General features: G+C 63.0%; 15 protein-coding genes. 2 read left to right on the top strand and 13 right to left on the bottom strand.

All coding sequences use genetic code 11. From position 1 onward, the window contains the following. Window positions 1–2: 2 nt before the first annotated feature. The 3 genes from LPW11_RS10490 to LPW11_RS10480 all read right to left on the bottom strand — a co-directional run bounded on the left by LPW11_RS10490 (window position 3) and on the right by LPW11_RS10480 (window position 2138). On the bottom strand, window positions 3–302 hold the full coding sequence (locus LPW11_RS10490; protein WP_230998073.1) for a DUF2325 domain-containing protein: 300 nt from the start codon (window positions 300–302) through the stop codon (window positions 3–5). Window positions 303–616: 314 nt separating this feature from the next. Then, a complete protein-coding gene (locus LPW11_RS10485) occupies window positions 617–1309 on the bottom strand; it encodes a CDP-diacylglycerol diphosphatase (RefSeq protein WP_230998072.1) in 693 nt (230 codons plus the stop codon). A gap of 91 nt (window positions 1310–1400) precedes the next feature. Beyond that, window positions 1401–2138: a response regulator gene (locus LPW11_RS10480; protein ID WP_230998071.1), complete on the bottom strand. Its 738-nt coding sequence runs from the start codon at window positions 2136–2138 to the stop codon at window positions 1401–1403. 243 nt (window positions 2139–2381) lie between these two features. Here LPW11_RS10480 and LPW11_RS10475 point away from each other — a divergent pair, with 243 nt between their 5' ends. Further along, window positions 2382–3488 carry a DUF362 domain-containing protein gene (locus tag LPW11_RS10475; RefSeq protein WP_230998070.1) on the top strand — a complete coding sequence of 369 codons (1107 nt, stop codon included), beginning with the start codon at window positions 2382–2384 and terminating at the stop codon, window positions 3486–3488. Window positions 3489–3745: 257 nt separating this feature from the next. On the opposite strand, the gene LPW11_RS10470 is transcribed toward LPW11_RS10475, so the two are convergent. The 9 genes from LPW11_RS10470 to murI form a co-directional block, all read right to left on the bottom strand. Beyond that, complete coding sequence (locus LPW11_RS10470) at window positions 3746–5116, bottom strand: sigma-54-dependent transcriptional regulator (RefSeq protein ID WP_230998069.1); 1371 nt, start codon at window positions 5114–5116, stop codon at window positions 3746–3748. Between the two features lie 47 nt (window positions 5117–5163). Next, on the bottom strand, window positions 5164–6705 hold the full coding sequence (locus LPW11_RS10465) for a sensor histidine kinase (protein ID WP_230998274.1): 1542 nt from the start codon (window positions 6703–6705) through the stop codon (window positions 5164–5166). A 52-nt stretch (window positions 6706–6757) separates the two neighbouring features. Then, a complete protein-coding gene (locus LPW11_RS10460) occupies window positions 6758–7414 on the bottom strand; it encodes a type II secretion system protein (protein WP_230998068.1) in 657 nt (218 codons plus the stop codon). Next, window positions 7411–8343, bottom strand: coding sequence for a transketolase family protein (locus tag LPW11_RS10455; RefSeq protein ID WP_230998067.1), 933 nt, complete (start codon window positions 8341–8343; stop codon window positions 7411–7413). The genes LPW11_RS10460 and LPW11_RS10455 overlap by 4 nt, the downstream gene beginning before the upstream one ends. Further along, on the bottom strand, window positions 8340–9197 hold the full coding sequence (locus LPW11_RS10450) for a transketolase (protein ID WP_230998066.1): 858 nt from the start codon (window positions 9195–9197) through the stop codon (window positions 8340–8342). The genes LPW11_RS10455 and LPW11_RS10450 overlap by 4 nt, the downstream gene beginning before the upstream one ends. Window positions 9198–9287: 90 nt before the next feature. Continuing rightward, window positions 9288–9647, bottom strand: coding sequence for a hypothetical protein (locus LPW11_RS10445; RefSeq protein WP_230998065.1), 360 nt, complete (start codon window positions 9645–9647; stop codon window positions 9288–9290). 118 nt (window positions 9648–9765) lie between these two features. Beyond that, window positions 9766–12201, bottom strand: coding sequence for a homocysteine S-methyltransferase family protein (locus LPW11_RS10440; RefSeq protein WP_230998064.1), 2436 nt, complete (start codon window positions 12199–12201; stop codon window positions 9766–9768). Window positions 12202–12253: 52 nt separating this feature from the next. After that, the gene (locus LPW11_RS10435; protein ID WP_230998063.1) at window positions 12254–12832 is read right to left on the bottom strand and encodes a GerMN domain-containing protein; all 579 of its coding nucleotides are present in this window, start codon (window positions 12830–12832) and stop codon (window positions 12254–12256) included. Continuing rightward, on the bottom strand, window positions 12813–13655 hold the full coding sequence (murI, locus tag LPW11_RS10430; RefSeq protein ID WP_230998062.1) for a glutamate racemase: 843 nt from the start codon (window positions 13653–13655) through the stop codon (window positions 12813–12815). Before murI ends, LPW11_RS10435 begins: the two co-directional genes overlap by 20 nt. Window positions 13656–14173: 518 nt before the next feature. Between murI and LPW11_RS10425 the strand changes: the two genes are divergently transcribed. After that, the gene (locus LPW11_RS10425; RefSeq protein WP_230998061.1) at window positions 14174–17623 is read left to right on the top strand and encodes a pyruvate carboxylase; all 3450 of its coding nucleotides are present in this window, start codon (window positions 14174–14176) and stop codon (window positions 17621–17623) included. A gap of 673 nt (window positions 17624–18296) precedes the next feature. Here LPW11_RS10425 and LPW11_RS10420 read toward each other — a convergent pair. After that, window positions 18297–18611, bottom strand: coding sequence for a protealysin inhibitor emfourin (locus tag LPW11_RS10420; protein ID WP_230998060.1), 315 nt, complete (start codon window positions 18609–18611; stop codon window positions 18297–18299). Between the last annotated feature and the right edge of the window lie 29 nt (window positions 18612–18640).

The following is an 18640-nucleotide window of genomic DNA, read 5'->3' as shown; positions in this document are numbered from 1 at the left end:
ATCTAGTGGACCTCTACAAGTCCCTTCTTCACGCAGTTGAGGCAGTCCCGTAAGGCGCAGACGCCGCAGTTGTGGCACATGAACACCGGGATATCCTTCGCCTGCGCCACGCTCATCACCTTCATGCGGGCCTTGTGAGAAATCTTGCTGGTAAATAGCACAACAGCCTCTGCATGTCTAATCTTTGATGAGAGGCCCGCCTCCAGACGGTTGAAGATCTTCAGATCCACCCCTGCCTTCTCTGCTTCCTGCAGATAATGCCTTTCCAGCCGGGCAATTCCGCCCACCAGTGAGACTCGCATAGTCGCCCTCTCCCTTTGTTACAGCAGCCGCATAAAAGTATGCGGCTATAACTATAGGGAAAGCCTACGAGGAGTGTCAAGAATATTTTTATTACAGTCTATGGTTTTTGTATACTAAAGGGTGATTCTGTTTTGGAGCTGCGCTCGTTCCCAAGGTCATCTTGGGAACGCACTTGCCTGCAAAGCTCCGGCTTTGCATCCGCATCAGCGGATACGCAATCGCTGGCGCAATTGGCGAGGCCGAGCCTCGCGGGCAATTGCGTCCCCAAGCTGGGAGCTTGGGAACGACTCAGACGTAGGCATGAGAGCGGTCTCTACTTGCAGGTCGACTGGGCGTACTTGTTGGGGCTCTTGCGGTCAACGACGACGAGGAAGCCGCCATCGGGGTGGGTGGTGACGAGGACACCGTAATCGCTGAGTCCTTGCGCCGTCGCGCAGTTCCTGGCCGCGCTCCAGACGTCGTCGAGACTGGCTATGCGCGCTACTGTAATGGATGTGAACCGCTGACGCGCATCAGGGCGCAGACGAACCAGATGCACGTGCAGCTGGTCTTGAGTCCGCGCTGACGGAGGATTCACATAGAGGGCGATTTCCTTCTCCTGCGCGATGCGGGTGCGGGCCGCGTCCCAGGCGAAGCTCCAGATCCCGTTCGGGCGCCGCGGATCCTCCGTCCCCATGACGCGCGCACGCGGGACTGCCAGCCCGTGCACGAAGCCGCCGGGGCAGTCGCACATCTTCCGGTCGCGGAAGGAGACGTAGTGCTCCGACTCCGTCCACAGCTCCAAGCTGTTGCTGCACCCCGTTCGGTTCGCACAGTTCATCTCCGCCAGAGGTATCGTGCAGGTGCCGCAGTAGTCGAAGGCGGTGGGATCGAGGCAGTTGCTCACCGTTTGCCAGAGGATGTCGCGGGACCCCTCCTCGGAGGGCCAGGCAAGACTGGGAAGGGAGAGAAGGAAGAAGGCGGCGGCCGAGATAACGGCGCCCCTGGCGCGGGTGCGGATGTTCATAACGACTCCCTGGCGGGGTGGACACCGCAACGAGACCTGTCAATACGACAGGCAACAGATCGGAGGGCGCGCGGGTCGAAGTGGGTCGTTTCTAGTCAGGGGACTTCTTGAAGTAGGCGAGGAACTCCTTCTGCGTCATGCTGGTCTTTCGCACCAGAGGCTGCACCGCGCGGCTCAGCGCCTGGCGGTCGGCATCGCTCAGGGTGTCCTTCAGCAGGATGAAGAAGGGAATGTTGTGCGTCTGCGGATAGAGGCGGAACTTTTCCATGATCTCGAAGGCGGACATGTCCGCAAGGAGAAGGGAGCAGAAGACCATGTAGGGGTGGATGATGGTGCCGAGCGCCACCGCTTCCTTCCCGGTGTACGCATTCACCACCTCGAAGGTCAGGCGCTCCAGGGTGCGCTCCAGTTGCTCCTCCCCACGCGGCGTAATGATCATCGCCTGCAGGTCGTAGTCTTCCGATTCATCCGTGAGCCCCATGTCGCGCAGGCGCTTCACGAGGTACTGCGAATCGAGCGGGAGAGAGAAGTACCCGGCAGCCGCGAATACTCCACCAATGTTGCCGTCCTCGCTGAGGTACACCGGGAGGATCGGCAGCTCGCGCGTCTGGGGGTCCGTCTTGATCTTCAGGAGGATATCCCAGCTTTCTTCCGAGAAGGGGGAGACGTCGAGAAGGATGGCCAGCGGAGCGCAGACGGAAACCTCCGACGGCTTTGCCGTCCGTGCCCTGTATCCCCCCTCGGCGAGATAGCTGCAGATGATGGCGCCCCGATCGGTCTTGCTGCCGAGCCCCATGATCCAGATTTCACGCTCTTCGCACTCCTTCATCCCTGCTCCCTTCCAGCTCCCGAAATTTTTTAATAAATAACATATCTATTCGACAGCGCAAGAAAAACTTGTTGCACGTTGAAATCACTGGGTTTGTGTGGTACCACTCTGGCTTCGAAACGGAAAAGTTACAGTGCTTTTTCCGTTAAAAGCAAGGGATACATGATTAAAGTATAGCCGGATTCCGTCACCGCCGCATTGTGACTTCGGCGAAGGATATTCACTCAGAAAGAGGAGGAGACTATGAGCAGCACGGTGTATTTCGCCGACATGCGCGCAGGGGTGCGCGAAAACCTCTTTGACAAGATCGGGAGACTGATGCGCGAAGCAGGAATCGAGTCGCGCCTGGCACAGGGCGACCTGGTGGCGGTGAAGGTCCACTTCGGCGAGAAGGGGAATCACACCTTCGTGCGCCCCGTCTTCGTGCGTCGCGTGGTGGAAGAGATCAAGCGCTGCGCGGCGCGCCCGTTCCTGACCGACTCCTCCACCCTCTATCCCGGTGAGCGGAAGGAGGCGGTATCCGCCCTTTCCTGCGCCGTGGAGAACGGTTTTGCCTACGCGGTGGTCGGCGCCCCCCTCATCATGTGCGACGGGCTGCGCGGCCACACCGCGCGCGACGTGCGGATAAACGGGGAGATCCTTGAAAAGGTGGGTATCGGCGAGGAGATCCTGGAGGCGGACGCCCTGGTGGCGGTCAGCCACTTCAAGTGCCACGAGCTCACCGGCTTCGGCGGGGCGCTGAAGAACCTCGGGATGGGGTGCTCAAGTCGAAGCGGGAAGCTGCAGCAGCACTCCACCGTCGCGCCGGAGATCGCCGAAAGTGTCTGCAACGCCTGCGGTGCGTGCTGCAAGTCGTGCGCACACGATGCCATAATCGTGCTGGAGGGGCGGATGTCGATAGACGCCGCGAAGTGCGCCGGGTGCGGTCGCTGCATCACCGCCTGCCACAAGAAAGCGATCAGGATCAACTGGAACGAGAGTGCATCCCTCGTCATGCGCAAGATGGCGGAGTACGCGAAGGGGGCGGTGCACGGGAAGGGGGAAAAGACCCTCTTTCTGAACTTCATCACACAGGTTTCCCCCGCCTGCGACTGCTACGGCCATGCCGATGCACCTATCGTGAACGATATCGGGATAGTCGCCTCCGTGGATCCTGTGGCGGCGGACCAGGCGAGCGCGGACCTGGTGAATCAGGCGCGCGGCAATGAGAATACCGCGCTGGCGACAGGGCACGAGCCGGGAGGGGACAAGTTCCGCGGCGTGCACCCGGAGATAGACTGGGAGGTGCAGCTGGAGCACGCGGAGAAGATCGGGGTGGGGTCGAGGAAGTACACCCTGGTGAAGATATAGCCAGTGGACATGCCCATGTAGGCCGGGATAAGCCGGAGGCGTTCCCGGCGGTCCACGTCTCGCCTGGGCCGACAAAGAGCAAATCCCCCCTGTCCCCCCTTCGCAAAGGGGGGAACGTGAGGGCGTCGCATTCCCGTTGATGGCACACAAAGTGTGCGGCGCGGAAGTTTCGGAAGAACATAAAAAAAGCAGAGAAAAGGGCACTTCTCCCTTTCCTCTGCTTTTCTGTTTTCTCTGCCTCTACGTCTCTTCCAGCGCTACTTCAGGAATCCGAACTTCTTCATGCGGTAGCGGAAGGCGTCGATGCCGAGATTGAGCTTCTTCGCAGCCTTCGACTGGTTCCAGTCGGTGATCTCCAGCGACTGCTTGATGAGCTCCTTCTCCACCTCTTCGATGTCGATCCCCTCGGGCGGCAGCTTGAAGGTCGCCATCGGCATCGTCACCTGGGAGGCCTGCGCCACGATCTCCAGCGGCAGGTTCTCCAGGAGCAGGTTCTCGTCATTGCCGAGGATAATGGCGCGCTCGATGACGTTCTTCAGCTCGCGGATGTTCCCCGGCCAGCTGTACTCCACCAGGAGCTTCTCCGCCATGGAGGAGATCCCCTTGATCGACTTGTTGAACTCCTTCGTAAAGACGTCGATGAAGTGGTTCGCCAGCTGCAGGATGTCCTCCTTGCGCTCACGAAGCGCCGGGAGGAAGATCGGAATGACCTGAAGACGATAGTACAGGTCGTTTCTGAAGGTCTTCTCCTCGATCGCCTTCAGGAGATCCTTATTGGTCGCGGAGATGATCCGCACGTCCACCGGGATGACCTTGCTCCCGCCGATGCGGCGGAAGTTCCTGTCCTCGAGGAAACGCAGGAGCTTCGCCTGCATCCCCACTTCCATATCGCCTATCTCGTCGAGGAAGACGGTGCCGCCGTCGGCGAGCTCGAAAAGACCCTTCTTGGAGGTTTTCGCGTCGGTGAAGGCCCCCTTCTCGTGGCCGAAGAGCTCGCTCTCCAGAAGGGTGGCAGGGACCGCCGCGCAGTTGATCGCCACAAACGGCTTCTCGGCGCGGTTGCTCTGGAAGTGGATATACTTCGCCACCAGCTCCTTGCCGGTACCCGATTCCCCCTGCACCAGGACGGTGGAGGCGTCGCTTCGGGCGACCTTGTCCATCATGTCGAGGACGTTCTTCATGTGCTTCGAGGTGCCGATGATCTTCGGCGGCCCGAGCTTCTTGTGCTCGCTTCGAAGCTGCACCACCTCGCGCCGCAGGTCGGAGGTGTCGAGCGCCTTCCTGATCACCAGCCCGAGCTCGTCCAGGTTGAACGGCTTGTTGATGTAGTCGTAGGCGCCGTGGCGCATGGTGTTCACCGCGGTCTCCAGCCCCCCCTGGGCGGTGACCATGATGACGATGATCTCGTCGTCCAGCTCCTTCAGGCGCTGCAGCACCTCCAGGCCGTCGATCCCGGGAAGGTGGAAGTCGAGGAGCACCAGCTCCGGCTGCTCCTCGCGTGCCAGGCGCAGGGCATCCTCGCCGGTCCCTGCGGTACATACCTCGTACCCCTGCTTCTTAAGATTCTGCTCCAACGACCAGCGGATCAGATGCTCGTCGTCCACCACCATGATCTTCGTTCTGCGCATGACTGCTCCTTGGAGGAAATAGCTCTTACGTTACTGCTGCCGGCGTTTCAAACGGCGCATGTGTGGACGGTGGCGCTGGCGGTGGCGCCGCTTGCCGCGACACCCCACGGTCCTGCCTCGCCGCCGGGGTAGCAGGCGGGGAGATCGACGGTAAAGGTCGTCCCCTTCCCGTCCTCGCTCTGTACGGAGAGGCGGCCGCCGTTTTGCTCGATCAGCCGGTGGCTGATCGGAAGGCCAAGACCTGTCCCCTGCGCCTTCGTGGTGAAGAAGGGGACAAAAATCTTCTCCAGGATCTGCGGCGGAATCCCCTGCCCGGTGTCCGCGACGCGGATCCGCACCATGTCCCCCGCGGCTTCCTTAACAATGCTGCTCTCCACCGTGAGGGTCCCCCCCTGCTGCATCGCCTGCACGGCGTTCAGGAAGAGATTCAGGAATACCTGCTGGATCTGCTTCGCGTCGACGTACACAGGGGGGAGGTTCTCCTCGAGGTGCAGGACCTTCTCTATGTTTTTGCCGCCGCGGTGCTGCCCGGCAAAGATGAGAATCTTTCTTAGCGTCGCGTTGATGTCGGTGCAGGCCGGTTCCGAGGCGGTGGGCTTCCCGAAGAAGAGGAGGTCGTTCACCGTCTTGTCCAGCCGGGAGATCTGCTCCAGCACCTCGGAGATGATGGAAAAGCGCGGGTCGGTCGGCTCGAAGTCGTCCTTCATCACGGTGATGGCCGCGGCGATTCCGGTGAGGGGGTTCTTGATCTCGTGGGCGATGCCGGCCGCCATCTCGCCGACGGAGGCAAGCCGGTCCGCCCGCTCCATCTGCTGGAAATGGAAGGTCTCCAGCTCTTTCTTCGCCCGGTCCAGCCGCCCCACCATGGAGTTGAAGGAACCGAGGAGCTTTCCTATCTCGTCCTGCCGGTCGTACGACACGCGCACGGAGAGGTCCCCCGCCTCGACCTTCGCCATGTTGGCGCTCATGAGGCGAAGCGGCTTCTTCACGAACTTCAGCATGACGAGGGAGATCGCGAGCGACAGGAATCCGATGATCGCGACGGTGGAGAGTACGAAGAGCTTGGTGAGCTCCACGATGCGCCGGCGCGTCTCCACGAGGGAATAGTTCACGTTGAGGATGCCGATGATGCGGCTCTTCTCGCCGTGACAGGTGTTGCACTGCCGGTCGTTGTAGATCGGCTTCACCATCCCCAGCACCTCGCCGTAGCCGTCGAGGGTGAAGACCCCTTCCTTCTTGTTGTGCAGGAAGAGGTTGTAGTCGCGCTCGTCGACCGGCTTCCCCACCTCGCCGGGGAGGGAGGACTTAAGCACCACGCCGTGGGGGTGGAAGATGCGCACCCCGACAAGCTTGTCGCTTTGCCCCACCATCTCGAGGATAACCTGCACGTCCTCGGTGTTCCCGATGCGCATGGAGTTGTAGGTGCTGCGCTCGATGGTATTCAGCAGGAGGGAAGTACTCTCGCGGGCCGAATTGATGAGCTGCATCTGCTCACGTCGCAGGGTGAGAAAGGCGAAGGTCCCGATGCCGAATACCAGCAGGCAGATCGACAAGACGATCACTCGTGTGGTCACGCTCTTGAAAATCAGGGGACCTCCAATACTTCAACTGCATTAACTGCACAAAAAAGGGTTGTCCAATTTACTCCGGGTGGGAGAAGCCTTTCCACCCGGTGGAGGAGCCGCCGCCGGGAGTGGGTGTGACCCCCTCCCCGCTCTGCTTCCCGCTCCCCTGGAGCTTCGGAACGCGGTTGTAGATGAACTGCCAGTCGCTGTACTTCTCTTTTCCCTCGAAGTCAGCCGGCTCAAGCCCCGATATCGGGTCGTCCGGGAAGGTCCCCTGCTTCAGGGGCCTTGCCTCGCTCCTGCTCTTTACCCCGATGATACGCTGGTTAGCGTCCTTCACCACGTCCCACTTTTCCGGCTTCCCCGTCTGAAAGGAGAGGACCGGGTCGGGGTACAGGCGTCTCAGCCAGCGCACCTTCCCGCTGCTGTTCGGATCCTTCACAAGCTGCTCGAGATCGGTGAGAGGGGGGGCCTCCGCCGGAAGGCCGAGGCGGGTACGGGCGGCGGGATCGTTCTTGAAGCTCTTGCTCTTGTCGTCCCAGACGTACCCGTACCAACCCCTGATGGCGTCCCGGTACTGGATGCCGCGAAAGATGAGCTCCGTCTCCCGGTCCCGCTGCATCCTCGTCGACCAATAGGTGCCGGCAACCCCCAGGGCGATCCCCATGAGGATGACGGCGACCATGGCGCCGATGTAGGTGAAACCCCGCTCCCCTAGCACCGTTCGAGTCATTTCTTCCTCGCGAAGATCTCCTTTGCTTCTTCCACCAGGTTTTCGGCGGTGAGCCCGAAGTACTTGAGGAGCTCCTCGGACTTCCCGGAGGTGCCGAACCTGTCGTAGACCCCGACCCGCTTCATGAGCGTCGGGCACTCCTCGCCGAGGAGCTCCGCCACGGCGCCGCCCAGCCCCCCGACAACCGAGTGCTCCTCTGCGGTCACGATGACCCCCGTCTCCTTGGCGGCCTTGATGACGATCTCCTTGTCCAGCGGCTTTACGGTGCCGAGGTGCACGACGCGGGCGGAGATCCCTTCGGCCTTCAGCTTCTCGGCCGCCGCGACCGCCACGCCGGTCATGAGCCCGGTGGTGACGAAGGTAAGGTCGGTTCCGGCCACGACCTCGCACCCTTTGCCGATCTCGAAGGTGTGCCCCTTCGGGAATACGTTCGGCACCTTATTGCGGCCGAGGCGCACGTACACAGGCCCCTTGTGGGCGGCGGCGGCGCGGATGGCGCCCTTCGTCTCCTCCCCGTCGGCGGGGACGATGACGGTCATGTTGGGGATGGCGCGCATGATGGCGATGTCCTCCACCGACTGGTGCGAGCCGCCGTCCTCACCGACGGTGACGCCGCCGTGGGTGGCCACGATCTTCACGTTCGCCTTCGGGTAGGCAACGGACTGGCGGATCTGCTCCCAGGCGCGCCCGGCTGCGAAGATCGCGAAGGTGGAGAGGAAGGGGATCTTCCCGACCGCTGCGAGACCTGCGGCGGTCCCCACCATGTTCGCCTCGGCGATACCCATGTTGAAAAAGCGCTCCGGAAACTTCTTCCCGAAGACCCCGGTCTTCGTGGAGCCGGAGAGGTCGGCATCCAGCGCGACTATGTTCTCGTTCTCAGCGCCGAGTTCGGCCAGCGTTTCCCCGTAAGCGTCCCTTGTTGCTATCATGCACCTATCCTTTCCTGGTTCTCAAGCTCTTCACAGTCGCAACCGAGGCACCTGAGCGCCACGGGCAGTTCCTGGTCGTTGGGGGTAACCCCGTGGTAGGAGGCCTTGTTCTCGAAGATGGAGACCCCTTTCCCTTTGACCGTCGTCGCCACGATGGCGGTCGGCGCCCCCTTGTGGCGCTCCGCCGCGTCAAGGGCGGTGCAGATGCCGTGCAGGCAGTGGCCGTCGATCTCGATCACGTTCCAGCCGAAGGCGCGGAACTTGTCGGAGATGCTGGAGACGTTCATGACGCGGGAGACGTCGCCGTCGATCTGCAGCCCGTTGGAGTCCACCAGGGCGCAGAGGTTGTCGGTCTTGTAGTGACCGGCGGCCATCGCCGCCTCCCAGATCTGACCTTCCTGCAGCTCGCCGTCCCCGAGCAGGGCGTAGACGCGGTTTTCCTTCCCGTCCAGCTTGAAGCCGAGCGCCATGCCGTTTGCCATGGAGAGCCCCTGCCCGAGCGAGCCGGTGCAGACGTCCACCCCCGGGGTACCCTTGCTGTCCGGGTGCCCCTGCAGGTGGCTGCCGAGGCGGCGCAGCATCATCAGGTCCTCCGTCGGGAAGTACCCGGCTTCGGCGAGCGCCACGTAGAGGGCGGGGGCTGCGTGCCCCTTGCTGAGCACGAAGCGGTCGCGACCCTCCCATGCCGGCTCCTCCGGGTTGTGGCGCATCTTGTGGAAGTACAGGGCGCAGATCATGTCGATCGCGGAGAGGGACCCTCCGGTGTGCCCGGACTGCGACTTGTGCAGGGTCTTTACGATGGCAACGCGCAGGCGCCTCGCCTTCTCTTCCAGCTGGGAAATCTTCTCTTTCACGTAACGTTTCCTTTCGGCGTTATTGAATGCTTCTTCCCCCTCGGCTGTGAAGGGAGGGGCGGATCTCTTGGATGGGGCGCGACTTGTGCGCTATCTGTCTTCGCCGGTTATCAGATAGTCGAGGATGACCTCGTCCAGCGTGCGGCCTGGGGCGGGCTTCGGTGCCTCGACAACGGGGCGGGGTGCACCCGGAAAGGCGCGGTCATCGAATTCGCCACCCTTCAGCCGCCTCATCATCTCCTTGTGCTGGTCCTTCATGATGGCTTCCACCACCTGCTCCAGCTGGTCCGCCTTCACGATGTCGGCGTAGGAGGTCTTCTTCGAGGCGAGGATGGTGCCGCCGCGGTAGAGGAGTGTGATGATGTGGGGGTTGGCGATGCCGCTGTCCTCCGTCTGGACGTGGAAGACCTCCCCTTTGTACCTGATGTTGTGGTTGAATCCGAGGACCATGGTGTATTTCCGTACCTCTTACGCCAAATGGCGGACCGGGAGCAAAACTAGCACAGCGGACGAGCCGTTGCAAGCGCATTTTGCCCCCGACGCCAATTTCCGGAAGGGACCAAAGGGTCTATTTTGCCAGCAGTTTCTTCACCTTCGCGACCGCCTCCATGGCATCCTTCGCGTAGAGGTCGGCGCCGATCTCGTCGGCGTACGCCTGGGTGACCACCGCGCCCCCCACCATGGTGAAAGTGCGTACCCCCTCCTCCTTCAGAAGGGCCACCACCCGCTCCATCTGGGCCATGGTGGTGGTCATGAGGGCGGAAAGCCCCACGGCGTCGACCTTGTGGGCGAGCGCCTCCTCGAGGATGCGCTGCGCCGGGACGTTCTTGCCGAGGTCGATGACCTCGAAGCCGTGGTTTTCCAGGAGGGTCACCACGATGTTTTTCCCGATGTCGTGGATGTCCCCTTCCACCGTCGCCATGAGGATACGACCCGCGCTCTCCACCGCGCCACCCTTCAGCTCTTCCTTCAGGCGGGCGAACGCGGCCTTCATGGTGTCGGCGGAGAGCATGACCTGCGGCAGGAAGTATTCGCAGCTCGCGAAGCGGCGCCCCACCTCCTCGAGCCCCGGCAGCAGCGCCTCGGAGGAGAGCTGCATCGGGGTGAGCCCCTCTGCGAGCGCCTCTTCAACGAGCCCCACGATCCCCTCGAGCTCCCCCTGCACCACCGCCACCGCGAGTTTCCCCCTGATCCCCTCGGGAGGGACAAAGGAGGCGGCGGGTGCTGCCGGTGCGGCGGAGCTCGCCAGGGAGCCTACGGTCGCCCCGCGGTACGCCGCGATATAGGCGCCGGCGTTCGGGTCGCGGTTCAAAAGGACCATGGCGCTGCGCCAGGCGGCAAGCATCGCCTCTTCCTTCGGGTTCACGATGGCGGAATCGAGACCGGCGTACATGGCCATGGAGAAGAAGGAGCTGGAGATCAGGGGGCGGCAGGGGAGGCCGAAGGAGATGTTGCTGACACCGAGCACCGTATTGAGGCGAAGCTCTTCCTTCACCTTCCTGATGGCGCCGAGAGTCTCCACCGCACCCTTTGGCTCCGCGCTGACGGTAAGGGTGAGGCAGTCGACCACGAGGTCCGACCTCTTCACTCCCGCCGCCTCGGCGCGCTCGGCGATCTTTGCCGCCACCCGTGCACGCCCGTCGGCGTCCGCGGGGATCCCCCCCTCGTCGAGGGTGAGGCACACGAGCGCTGCCCCGTACTTCTTCGCCAGCGGCAAAACGGCGGCGAGGCTCTTCTCCTCCCCGTTCACCGAGTTGATGAGCACCTTCCCGTCGGCCGCCTTCAGCCCCCGCTCCAGCGCCTCCGGCGAGGAGGAGTCGAGGACGATCGGGGTCTGGACGGCGCCGGTCACGCAGAAGACGGCGCGTTCCATCGCCGCCCCCTCGTCGATGCCGGGGGTCCCCACATTGACGTCCAGAAGGGTGGCGCCGAGCGCCGTCTGCTCCAGCGCCTCGCGGCGGATGTAGGAGACCTTCCCCTCGCGCAGCTCCTGCGAATAGAGTTTCTTCCCGGTGGGGTTTATCCTCTCGCCGATGAGGGCGACCGGGGCTCCGCCGCCGACCGCGGCCCAGGAGCCGCGGCTGGAGAGCCAGGTCGTCCCGCTTTCCGCTGGGGGGACGAACTCCTTCTGGCGCCCGTGAAGCGCATCCTTTATCGCCTTTATGTGCGCCGGCGTCGTGCCGCAGCAACCGCCGATGACGCGCACCCCGAGCTCCAGGAGACGGTCGTGGTAGGCGGTCATGTCCTCGGGGGAAGCGGGGAAGATGGTGCGCCCTTCCTTCAGGACCGGGAGCCCGGCGTTCGCCTGGCAGATCAGCGGCAGCCGCGTGACGCCGCGCATCTTCGCCAGAATATCGTAGATCCCGTCCACCCCGAGGCCGCAGTTGGAGCCGACGATGCTCGCGCCCACCGCCTCCAGGGTGATCGCCGCCGCCTCCGGGGGGGAGCCGAGCACGCTTCTTCCCTTCTCCTCGAAGGTCAGCATGGCCATGACAGGAATGTCCGCGGAGATCTCGCGGATTGCCACGATCGCCGCGCGGATCTCCTTTATGTCCAGGAAGGTTTCCAGGGTGATGAGATCCGCACCGGCCCCGATGAGGGCTGCCGCCTGCTCCCGGAAGATATCAGCGGCCTCGTCGAAGGTCATGTCGCCGACCGGCTCCACGAAGCGCCCGGTGGGGCCGATGGAGCCGGCGACGTACGCCTTCTCCCCCGCGACCTGGCGCGCGATCTCCACCGAGCGGGCGTTCACCTCGGCGACGCGGTCGGCAAGGCCGTAATGCTCCAGCTTTGAGCGGCTGCCGCCGAAGCTGTTGGTAACTATGATGTCCGCTCCGGCGTCGATGTAGGCGGCATGCACACCGGCCACGATCTCCGGCGCCACCAGGTTCAGCTCCTCCGGGGACTGCCCGGGCTTCAGGCCGCGCTCCTGCAGCATCGTCCCCATCGCCCCGTCAAGGACAAGCACCCGCTCCCGTACAGCCTGTAAAAACGGCAATTTCATGGCAACTCCTTTGGAAAAATCAGGCCTCACTTCGGCCGGACGAGGGAAAGCTCTACGACTTCCGCTCCAGCGAATAGTCTGGCGCGATAGGATTTCTGAGATCGAGGTGCCCCTTCAGGCTCTCTGCCTTCTCACCCTCGATGAGAAACTGCACCACCTTTATCTGCGGGAAGTTGGCGGTGACCGTATCGACCACCGAGTACACCGCGGCGACCTCGGCGGAGCTCCCGGAGGGAAGCCCATCCCGCAGCTCCTTGCTGAAGTCTATCTCCGCGACCGGGCCGTTCAGACGCACCCCGAGGACCCGGGTGTTCTCCGGGAGGGTCGGCGCGTTCGTCCCGAGGGGGCCGTTGATGAGATCCTCGAGGACCGAGGAGATGTAATCCTCCATCCCCTCTTCGGTCTCCACCTCGCGCCCTTCGCGCACCAGCCCCTCGCCGTCCGGCGCCCCGAAAAAGAGGGAGACCACGCGCGCCCCGGCAGGGGGGTGCTGCGGCTGCTGCACCGGCGCCTCCACGCGCGGGACGGTGGCCGTCTCGTACTTCTTGTACACCAGCACACCCGCCACGACGGCAAGGACGCAGAAGGCGGCTACGATTACCCCTTTCGCCTTACGGCTCCTCTTCTTCACCGCTCCCTCCTTCCTTACCCTCGTCCTCCAGGTTCACCTGGTACACATCCCCGAGACGCCCCCCGAGGAAACGGTTGCCGACCCGGATGAAGCCGGCGGGGACGTCGGTGACGAAATAATGATGGTTCCCCACTTCCTCTGCCGGGCGCAGGAGCGCGTTTTCACCGAGGATCTCCGCGACCGTGCGCGCCGTCTCCTGTGCGGAGTCGACGAGGGTGACGCCGTCACCCATGACCTCGGCGATGACCTCCTTCAGGATCGGGTAGTGGGTGCACCCGAGCACCAGCGTGTCGACCCCCTGCGCCTTCAGGTCGGTGAGGTAGATGGAGGCGGTAAGGCGCGCCACCTCGTTTTCTACCCACCCTTCCTCCGCCAGCGGGACAAAGAGGGGGCAGGCGCGGGTCACAACCTGGATCTCCGGGTTAATCCTCTTGATCGCCTTCGTGTAGGCGCTGCTCCCGACGGTGGCGGCGGTCCCGATGACCCCCACCTTCCCGCTCCTGGTGACCGCGGCGGCGCGACGGGCGCCGGGCTCGATGACACCGACCACCGGAATCGGCAGCTCGCGCTGCAGGGTTGCGAGCGCCACGGCGGAGGCGGTGTTGCACGCCACCACGAGGAGCTTTATATCGCGGCTGAAGAGGTACTCGGCGATCTGGCGCGAGTAGCGGACGACCGTTTCGGGGGACTTGGTGCCGTAGGGGACGCGAGCCGTGTCCCCGAGGTAGATGGTATCCTCCTGCGGCAGGGCTTTCACCACCTCTTTGAGGACGGTGAGACCTCCGACGCCGGAGTCGAAAATTCCGATAGCTTTCCAGGCCAAAACTACTGCTCCCTTTTGACTGTAGACGGGTACTTTATGACAATCATGCAGCGGCTGCTGTGACTTTTGAGAACCCTGTGACTCTCCCGGGCAGCGCGAAAGCCAGTAAGGTACTGATATAAGCGGGAAAAAGGTATATATTAGGGGGGCGCCGGGACCTTGTCAAGGATGGCACCGGGCGCGAGAGACACCTCCCGCCTGCGCTGCCGCCGCTCCGGGAGGGCCCGGCGCGGGGCGTACCCGCAACCGACCAAAGATAGAGGCTTGAACCGCGAAAGGCAAGCAAAAAGCAGTCGCGAAAGCCGCGCCACGAGCGCGTTTTCCGGGCGGCCGGAGGTGGGGCGGAGCGACTGCGCTATAACGGCATTTCATATTGACAAAGGGACGGGTAGCTGATTTAATAGCCAGCTTTCCGCACCGGCCGAAACAGCGAGAAAATCAGGGAAAAATCGCCGGAGCGGGGTGAAGTGTATACCGCAACTCTTCTAATTAGCGCACCATCACATGGAGGAGCAGTAATGGAGCAAAGGAAATTCAAAAAGGTCATGGCGGCCAACCGCGGGGAGATCGCGATCCGCATCTTCCGCGCCTGCACCGAGCTCGGCATATCGACTGTCGCCATCTACTCTGAAGAGGACAAGCTCTCCTTGCACCGTTACAAGGCGGACGAGGCGTACCAGGTCGGGAAGGGAAAAAACCCGATCGACGCCTACCTGGGGATCGACGAGATAATCGAGCTCGCCAAGAGCCGCGACGTCGATGCCATTCACCCCGGCTACGGCTTTCTCTCCGAAAACGCCGAGTTCGCCGAGAAGTGCGAGCAGGCGGGGATCGCCTTCATCGGACCGACCGCGGAGATGCAGCGGGCACTTGGCGACAAGGTAGCGGCCCGCAAGGTCGCCAAGGCCGCCGGCGTCGCCACCGTCCCGGGGACCGAAGATCCGATCCGCCACGCCGAAGAGGCGCTCCTTTTTGCCAAGCAGCACGGCTACCCGATCATCATAAAGGCGGCCGCCGGCGGCGGCGGGCGCGGCATGCGCGTCGCCACAAACCAGGGCGAGCTCCTCGAGGGGCTGAAGAGCGCGAGCTCCGAGGCGAAGGCCGCCTTCGGCGACGACTCCGTCTTCCTGGAGCGCTATCTTAAGAACCCGAAGCACATAGAAGTGCAGGTCATGGGGGACGGCTACGGCAACCTCGTGCACTTCTTTGAGCGCGACTGCTCCATCCAGCGCCGTCACCAGAAGGTGGTGGAGTTTGCCCCCTCTCTCGCCATCACCGAGGAGACGAGGCAGCGCCTGTGCACCGAGGCGCTGAAGATCGCAAGCCAGGTGAAATACAGAAACGCCGGCACGGTGGAGTTTCTCCTCGACGAAAGCGGCGAGTTCTACTTCATCGAGATGAACCCGCGCATCCAGGTCGAGCATACCGTCACCGAGATGATCACCGGGCGAAACCTCGTGCAGGCGCAGATCCTCGTCGCCGAAGGGAAGCGGCTCTCCGACCCGGAGATCAACATCCCGAGCCAGGACGCCATCGAGAAGCGCGGCTACGCCATCCAGTGCCGCATCACCACCGAGGATCCTGCGAACAACTTCGCGCCGGACTTCGGCACCCTTACCACCTACCGCTCCTCCGCCGGGTGCGGCGTGCGCCTCGATGCCGGCAACGCCTTCACCGGGAGCCGCATCACCCCCCACTACGACTCGCTGCTGGTGAAGGTGAGCACCTGGGGGCTCTCCTTCCAGGAGTCCGCGCACATCATGAACCGCGCCCTGCAGGAGTTCCGCGTGCGCGGGGTGAAGACAAACATAGGCTTTCTGGAGAACGTGATCACCCACCCGGTCTTCGAGGCGGGCGGCTGCGACACCTCCTTCATCGACAAGCACCCGGAGCTTTTGGTGATCCCCGAGAAGAAGGACCGCGCCAACAAGGTGCTGCGCTTCATCGGCGACGTCATCGTGAACGGCTCCGCCGGGGTCACGAAGCCGCTGCGCTCCGCCGAGCTCCTGGAGGCGCACGCACCGCACGTCGACCACCTCCAGCCCGTCCCGTCAGGGAGCCGCGACATCCTGAAGGAGCGCGGGGCCGAGGGGCTTTCCCGGTGGATCATGGAGCAGAAGAAGGTCCTCGTCACCGACACCACCATGCGCGACGCGCACCAGTCCCTCCTGGCCACGCGGGTCAGAAGCTACGACCTCCTGCGCATCGCCGAGCCGACCTCGCGGCTTGCCGCCGACCTCTTCTCCCTGGAGCTGTGGGGGGGGGCGACCTACGACGTCTCCATGCGCTTTTTGAAGGAAGACCCGTGGCAGCGGCTCCACAACCTCTCGCAGCGGATCCCGAACATCCTCTTCCAGATGCTTCTGCGCGGCTCCAACGCCGTCGGGTACACGAACTACCCGGACAACGTGGTGCAGAGGTTCGTCGCCGAGGCTGCGGCGGCAGGGATCGACATCTTCCGCGTCTTCGACTCGCTGAACTGGACGAAGGGGATGACCGTCGCCATGGAGGCGGTGCAGAAGTCGGGCAAGGTGTGCGAGGCGGCGATCTGCTACACCGGCGACATCTCCGACCCGAAGCGCACGAAGTACCCCCTCTCCTACTACGTCTCTCTCGCGAAAGAGCTGGAGAAGATGGGGGCGCACATCCTCGCCATCAAGGACATGGCGGGGCTTCTGAAGCCCTTTGCCGGCTACCAGCTGGTGAAGGCGCTGAAGGAGGAGATCGGCATCCCTGTGCACCTGCACACCCACGACACCTCCGGAAACGGCGGCGCGCTGCTGCTGCAGGCGACCCTTGCCGGTGTGGACATCATCGACGCCGCACTCTCCTCCATCTCCGGCCTCACCTCGCAGCCGAACCTGAACGCGCTGGTGGCGATGCTGAAGGGGAGCGAGCGCGACCCGCAGGTGAACGAGGCGGGGCTGCAGCAGCTGGCGAACTACTGGGAGACGGTGCGCGACTACTACGCGCCGTTCGAGTCGGGGCTGAAAAGCGGCACCGCCGAGGTGTACAAGCACGAGATCCCGGGGGGGCAGTACTCCAACTACAAGCCGCAGGTTGCGGGGCTCGGCCTTCTGGAGCGCTGGGAAGAGTGCAAGGATATGTACAGCAAGGTAAACGAGCTCTTCGGGGACGTCATCAAGGTGACCCCCTCCTCGAAGATCGTCGGCGACATGGCGATCTTCCTGGTGAAGAACAACCTGCAGCCGGCGGACGTCTTCACCAAGGGTGACGAGCTTACCTTCCCCGAGTCCGTCGTCGGCTTCTTCAAGGGGATGATCGGCCAGCCGTACCAGGGATTCCCCGAAGAGCTGCAAAAGATCATCCTGAAGGGAGAGGAGCCGATTACCTGCCGTCCCGGCGAGCTCCTCGAGCCGGTGGACTTCGAGGCGCAGCGCGCACAGCTGGAGGCGAAGGTGGGGCGCCCCGTCGAGGACGACAAGTGCCTCCTCTCCTACATCCTTTACCCGAACGTGTACGTCGACTTCGACAGGCACTGCCAGGAGTACTCCGACGTCTCCGTCATCCCGACGCCGATCTTCTTCTACGGCCTTGAGCCGGGTCAGGAGACCTCCATCGAGATCCAGCCGGGAAAAACGCTGATCATCAAGCTGAACACCGTCGGCCCGGTGCAACCGGACGGCACCCGCGAGGTGTACTTCGAGCTGAACGGCTTCGCCCGCTCCGTAATCGTGCGCGACCGCTCCGTGGTCACCGACACCGCGACGCACGAAAAGGCGGAGAAGGGGAATCCGAAGCAGGTAGGCGCCCCGATGCCCGGAAAGGTGCTGAAGGTGAACGTGAAGGCGGGTGACGAGGTAAAGGCGGGGCAGATCCTCGTGGTGACCGAGGCAATGAAGATGGAGACAAACGTGAAGGCGAAGGAAGACGCCACCATCGCCGAGGTGCGTTGCAAGGAAGGGGACAAGGTGGAGAAGGAAGAACTCCTCGTTGTCATGAAGTAGAGGAATCCTTCCGAGAGGGAGGACGATGAGTAGAAAGGGGAGTGCCGGCAGGCGCTCCCCTTTTTTGCATCCTGGCGAAGTATGAGAGAGGGTGCAGGGAAACCTCAGCCGCCGGCAGTACGTCCCTCCCCTTTCAAGGGGGAGGACAGGTGGGGGATGGGGTCGACGCTCACCAACCTCAACCCCATCCCCACCCTGTCCCTCCCCTTGAAAGGGAGGGGACGCCCTATGCTCCTGCGGTCGTGGAGGAAACATAGGCCGCATGAGGCCAGCCGTTCAGGGTACTTCCAGTGCGGCTCCGCTGCCCATTTTTTCACGCACTCCAGCTGCACAAAAAAGAGGCAAAACGCTAAAAACGGCCGGTGTTGAGCCCATCACGGCAGGAATGAGGGGCTCTTGTCCACACGGTTTTCCACAGCCTGTGTGGAAAGAAGAACTCCCAGTGGCAACATTCTAGCTGTCATGAGCACGGTGCCAAAGCTGAGTTGTCCACTTTTCGCGGCATTCTTCCTGCAATCACCGTTTTTTGACGCTTTTCCCACCTGCAACGCCGGGTCCGTGACACTTCCTGGGGCACCCCCCCAAAAAATCCGATCCCGCGAAAGGGCGCACGAATTAAAATCGCCCCGTTGCTGCCGGGGCGATTATTGGAGAAGCCGGGGCGCCGGGAGGATCAGCGCGCGCCCTCCCGTCTGCGCCGCATCTCCCCTTGCAGCCACTTGATGAGCGGAGCGAGATGCTCGGGCACCGCCTCCTCGCTTACCGTCACCTCATGACACTTCCCTTCCCCTTCCACTTTGAGGAAGTACTGGTACCGGTCAGGCTGTGGACGGGGCGAAACAATCCTCCCCGGGAGGTGGAAGAAATCGGCCTCAGCAAGGAGCCCCTTCACCCGGTCCGCCTCTTCCGCGGGGAGCTTTTCCGTCTCCACCGCCACGTGGAACCTGAGCCCCCCGAAACCGCCGCTTTGCTCGAAGAAGATCTGCACGGCTGCACTCTCCGTTGGCTGGAATACCC

Source organism: Geomonas sp. RF6, assembly GCF_021044625.1.
Taxonomy (GTDB): Bacteria; Desulfobacterota; Desulfuromonadia; order Geobacterales; family Geobacteraceae; genus RF6.
Note: the sequence above shows the minus strand (reverse complement) of the source record. Positions and strands in the feature narration are given on the sequence as shown.

Bases quoted from the DNA above. Each gene is read 5' to 3' on its own strand.
- LPW11_RS10485 (WP_230998072.1), bottom strand. From the start codon at position 1,309: ATGAACATCCGCACCCGCGCCAGGGGCGCCGTTATCTCGGCCGCCGCC.
- LPW11_RS10445 (WP_230998065.1), bottom strand. From the start codon at position 9,647: ATGGTCCTCGGATTCAACCACAACATCAGGTACAAAGGGGAGGTCTTC.
- LPW11_RS10460 (WP_230998068.1), bottom strand. From the start codon at position 7,414: ATGACTCGAACGGTGCTAGGGGAGCGGGGTTTCACCTACATCGGCGCC.
- LPW11_RS10455 (WP_230998067.1), bottom strand. From the start codon at position 8,343: ATGATAGCAACAAGGGACGCTTACGGGGAAACGCTGGCCGAACTCGGC.
- LPW11_RS10470 (WP_230998069.1), bottom strand. From the start codon at position 5,116: ATGCGCAGAACGAAGATCATGGTGGTGGACGACGAGCATCTGATCCGC.
- LPW11_RS10480 (WP_230998071.1), bottom strand. From the start codon at position 2,138: ATGAAGGAGTGCGAAGAGCGTGAAATCTGGATCATGGGGCTCGGCAGC.
- LPW11_RS10440 (WP_230998064.1), bottom strand. From the start codon at position 12,201: ATGAAATTGCCGTTTTTACAGGCTGTACGGGAGCGGGTGCTTGTCCTT.
- LPW11_RS10425 (WP_230998061.1), top strand. From the start codon at position 14,174: ATGGAGCAAAGGAAATTCAAAAAGGTCATGGCGGCCAACCGCGGGGAG.
- LPW11_RS10475 (WP_230998070.1), top strand. From the start codon at position 2,382: ATGAGCAGCACGGTGTATTTCGCCGACATGCGCGCAGGGGTGCGCGAA.
- LPW11_RS10490 (WP_230998073.1), bottom strand. From the start codon at position 302: ATGCGAGTCTCACTGGTGGGCGGAATTGCCCGGCTGGAAAGGCATTAT.